The sequence below is a fragment of the Rubrivirga sp. genome, from assembly GCF_049648075.1.
In the GTDB taxonomy this organism is placed as follows: Bacteria; Bacteroidota; Rhodothermia; order Rhodothermales; family Rubricoccaceae; genus Rubrivirga.
This window is the reverse complement of the sequence record NZ_JBARYR010000202.1, coordinates 1-3,495: the sequence shown is the minus strand read 5'-3', so window position 1 is coordinate 3,495 and position 3,495 is coordinate 1. Positions and strand designations below refer to the sequence as shown.

The window sequence follows — 3,495 nt, the reverse complement described above, 5'->3', positions numbered from 1 at the left end:
CAACATGACGACCGAGAGCCCGGCCGGCAGGTTGGCCTCGAGGGCTTCGGCCCCGATGTCGGGCGACATGACGACGAGCCCATCGACGCGCCCCGCGAGCGCGCGCAGGGCCGCGACCAGCTCGGCCGGGCCGTCGTGGACGCTCGACAAGAGTGTGTGGTAGCCCCGCTCCCGGACCGCGCCCTCGACGCCACGGATGATCTCGGAGTAGAACTCGCCGTACAGGTTGGGGAGCAGGACGCCGATGGACTCGGTCGTCGTGGTCGTCAGGCTCCGAGCCGTCGCGTTGGGGACGTAGCGCATCCGGGCCGCGGCCTCGAGGACGCGGTCTCTCGTCATGTCCCGGACCGTCGAGTCCCCGCTGAAGGCGCGGGACACCGTGGCCACGGAGACCCCGGCCTGCCGAGCAACGTCGCGCATGGTGACGGCCATCGTGGAAGCGCTACCGAGTGAGAGCAGAAAGAAAGGGCCAGGCGGCCCTGTATTTGGGAACGGCGTTGTAACCGGTTACATTGACGGTACGATCTCATTTGGAGACTGTCAAGTCGGGGAGCCGCTTTTCACCTCGTCACACCCCTCGCCACCCCATGCTGCAGACCCAACGTTCGTGCGCCCGGGCATTCGCTCTTCTCGTCATGCTCAGCGCCGGCGCGGTAGCGGTGTCCGCCCAGCCGGAGATCGTGGACCGGTTTGAGGAGCGGACCTTCGAGGGCCGAGGTCTGACCGTGAGCTACGGGCTGTTTGTGCCCGAGGACTACGACCCGTCTGTGGCTTACCCGTTGGTCATGGCCTTCCATGGGGCCGGCGAGCGTGGAAGCGACTATCGCCATCTCCGCCCTCACCGGCTCGCGACGTCATGGGCAGACCCGGTCCGCCAGGCCGAGAATCCGGCCTTCGTCCTGGTCCCTCAAGTTCCCACCGGCCTTCGCTGGACGACGGACCAGGACCCGGACGTCACCGAGTTCGTCCCAATCCAACTCGCGACGCTCGACATCCTAGAGTTGATCGAGGCCGAGTTTTCGGTCGATCCCGACCGCATCTACGCCGTTGGGTTGTCGTTGGGCGGTCATGCGACGTGGGACTTCGTGTCACGCTTGCCGGACCGGTTCGCCGCGGCCGTCCCGATGAGCGGCCGTGGCTTCACGTCCCAGGCCGATGATCTTGGGAATCTCCCTATTTGGGCGTTCACGGGCGAGACCGACACCGTCGTCGACCCCTCCCAGACGCGGCGCGTCGTCCAGGCCCTCGAGGACCTGGGCCGCCGTGTGATCTACACGGACTGCCGGCGGTCGCCGGTCGAGGCGCGGGCGTTCGATTGCCCGGGCTCGATCTCCCAAGACTCGCTCGCACAGGCTGTCGCCGATCACGCCCGCCTCATCTACACCAGCGAGGCCCGGACGGGGCACGGCCCGTGGGCGCCCTGGTTCGACGAGCCGCTCCTGGACGACTGGCTGTTCTCGAAGGTGCGCCTCGACCCCGACGCGATCGAGGTCACAGCGCCCGTCGAGGACGCGCGGTGGACCGGCACCGAGTCCGTCACCTGGACCTCGACGCGCGACGCCGGGACGACCGTCGAGGTCTGGCTGAGCCGAGACGGGGGCCAAGACTGGCGTCAGGTCGGGACGACGACGGCCGGAGCTGAGGCGTTCGCCCTCGAGGTCGGCGCCTTGGAGGACACGCCGACGGCGCTCGTCCGCCTGTTCGTCCTCGACGAGAACGGACGCGTGGTCGGGATCTCGACATCTGGGTTCTTCGCCATCGACAACGTCGGCGACGCCGCGCCCACGTTGCGCATCGACGACGAGGCGTTCCGGTACGCCGACGCCGTCACGGCTCCGACCATCGACCTTCCCATTCTGGCGGCCGACCCCGAAGGGTCCATGCTGACGACATCGGTCCGCTACAGCGCCGACGGCGGCACAACGTTCATCGACGTCGCAGAGCTCGACCTCGTGTCGCGTCCTCGGTTTCAACCCTTCTCCGTGCCGCTAGGGCTCTTCCCCAACACGACCCGGGCCGTCCTCGAGGTCGAGATCAGCGACGGGACGTCCACGGTCACGGAGCGGACGGCCCCGTTCGTCAAGGCGACACCCCGGTCGGGAGGCGTTCCCGCCGTCCGGGTCGAGGGCGAGGGGGCCGGGAGCGTCGCGGTCCGCGTCGTGAATGAGGGCGCACTCACAGGTAACCGCTACCGCGTTACGTTCGCCCTCGAGGGCGACGGCACCAAGACGTTATCCGTCGCCGACCTCGAGGAAGGCGAGACCGTCTTGGCGGGTGTCCCGTTCTCCGACGGGATCACGGAGAGTCCTGTGTTCGACGGCCTGGCACTTGTTGTCCAAGACCCCGCTGAGGGATCGGCGAGTGAGGCGACGGGCTGGACGGTGGGCGACACCGACCTCGAGGTCGTCGTCTCGGGCGGGTCCGTGCGCTTGGTCACCCTCACTCTCAACCTGCTCGCCGTCGAGAACGACTACACGTTGACAATGACCGACGAGGTGACGGGGCAGTCCGTCAACCGCTATCGGATCCCGGAGCAAGACCTCCGGTTCCGTGTCGAAGCTGCTAGCGACGGCGCTTCCCGCTCGGTCGTGTTCGACGACCTCGACGACGACGGCCGACCGGGTCCCGGAGACACGCTGTTCATCCTCGAGGCCGACGAGTCCGGAGGGCTTGAACCCGCGTGGAGGCTCCAGTTCTCGGGTGGCACGGAGGTGCCCGAGACCGGCGACGTGTTCACGCTCGTTCCGGTACGCAGCCTCGGCCCGCTCGACGTCTTCGAGTTCTCCGGCCTGCCCGTGTCCGCCGAGTCGCGGCCCGACCTCGAGGTCGGACTCGAGGCCTTTCCAAACCCTTTTGCAGATCGGTTGTCGGTCACGTATCACATGGACCAGCCTGGGCGAGCCGTCCTCGATGTATTCGACGCGTTGGGCCGTCGGGTCGCGCGTATCGCCGAAGGCGATGTGCGAGCAGGAACTCACGACGCCACGTGGGACGCTGGGGACATTGCCGCGGGTGTGTTCCTCCTCCGCCTCACATCCCAGATGAACGATGGCACGTCGGTCTCCACCTCGCGCTCGGTCGTCCGGGTCGCTCGGTAGCCACGGAGACCTCGAACGCCAGCGGCGTCGCGCTGGTCGTAGCCGATGTCCGATGCGCGCCGCTTGGAGGCGAGGTGGAGTCGCGGAAAGGATCAGGAGGACGGCGCTGACGTAGTGGGTTGGCCAACCCGCAGAGTTTCCAGCCGTCCGCTATGGTCTCAGAGCAACCTTCCGAGCGCCCCGTCCGCGTCCTGTTCGTCTGCCTCGGCAACATCTGTCGAAGCCCGCTCGCCGAGGGCCTGTTCCAGGACAAGGTCAAGGCCGCCGGCCTCGGGGCCGAGATCTGGGTCGACTCGGCCGGGACCGGCGGTTGGCACGTCGGGGCGCCCGCTGACGCCCGGATGACGGCGACCGCCGCGGCACACGGCACGGACCTGTCACGACTCAAGGCCCGGCA

General features: G+C 68.1%; 2 protein-coding genes and 1 pseudogene. 2 read left to right on the top strand and 1 reads right to left on the bottom strand.

Annotated features, from left to right (window positions below):
- Window positions 1-420: LacI family DNA-binding transcriptional regulator (locus WBA11_RS05820; protein WP_424519770.1), on the bottom strand; the 420-nt coding region annotated here is incomplete at its 3' end.
- A 167-nt stretch (window positions 421-587) separates the two neighbouring features.
- On the opposite strand from WBA11_RS05820, the gene WBA11_RS05815 reads away from it, so the two are divergent.
- Together WBA11_RS05815 and WBA11_RS05810 are read left to right on the top strand one after the other, a co-directional pair.
- The gene (locus tag WBA11_RS05815) at window positions 588-3,098 is read left to right on the top strand and encodes an alpha/beta hydrolase-fold protein (protein WP_424519769.1); all 2,511 of its coding nucleotides are present in this window, start codon (window positions 588-590) and stop codon (window positions 3,096-3,098) included.
- Window positions 3,099-3,250: 152 nt separating this feature from the next.
- A pseudogene (locus WBA11_RS05810) lies at window positions 3,251-3,495 on the top strand (low molecular weight phosphotyrosine protein phosphatase); the annotation flags it as partial.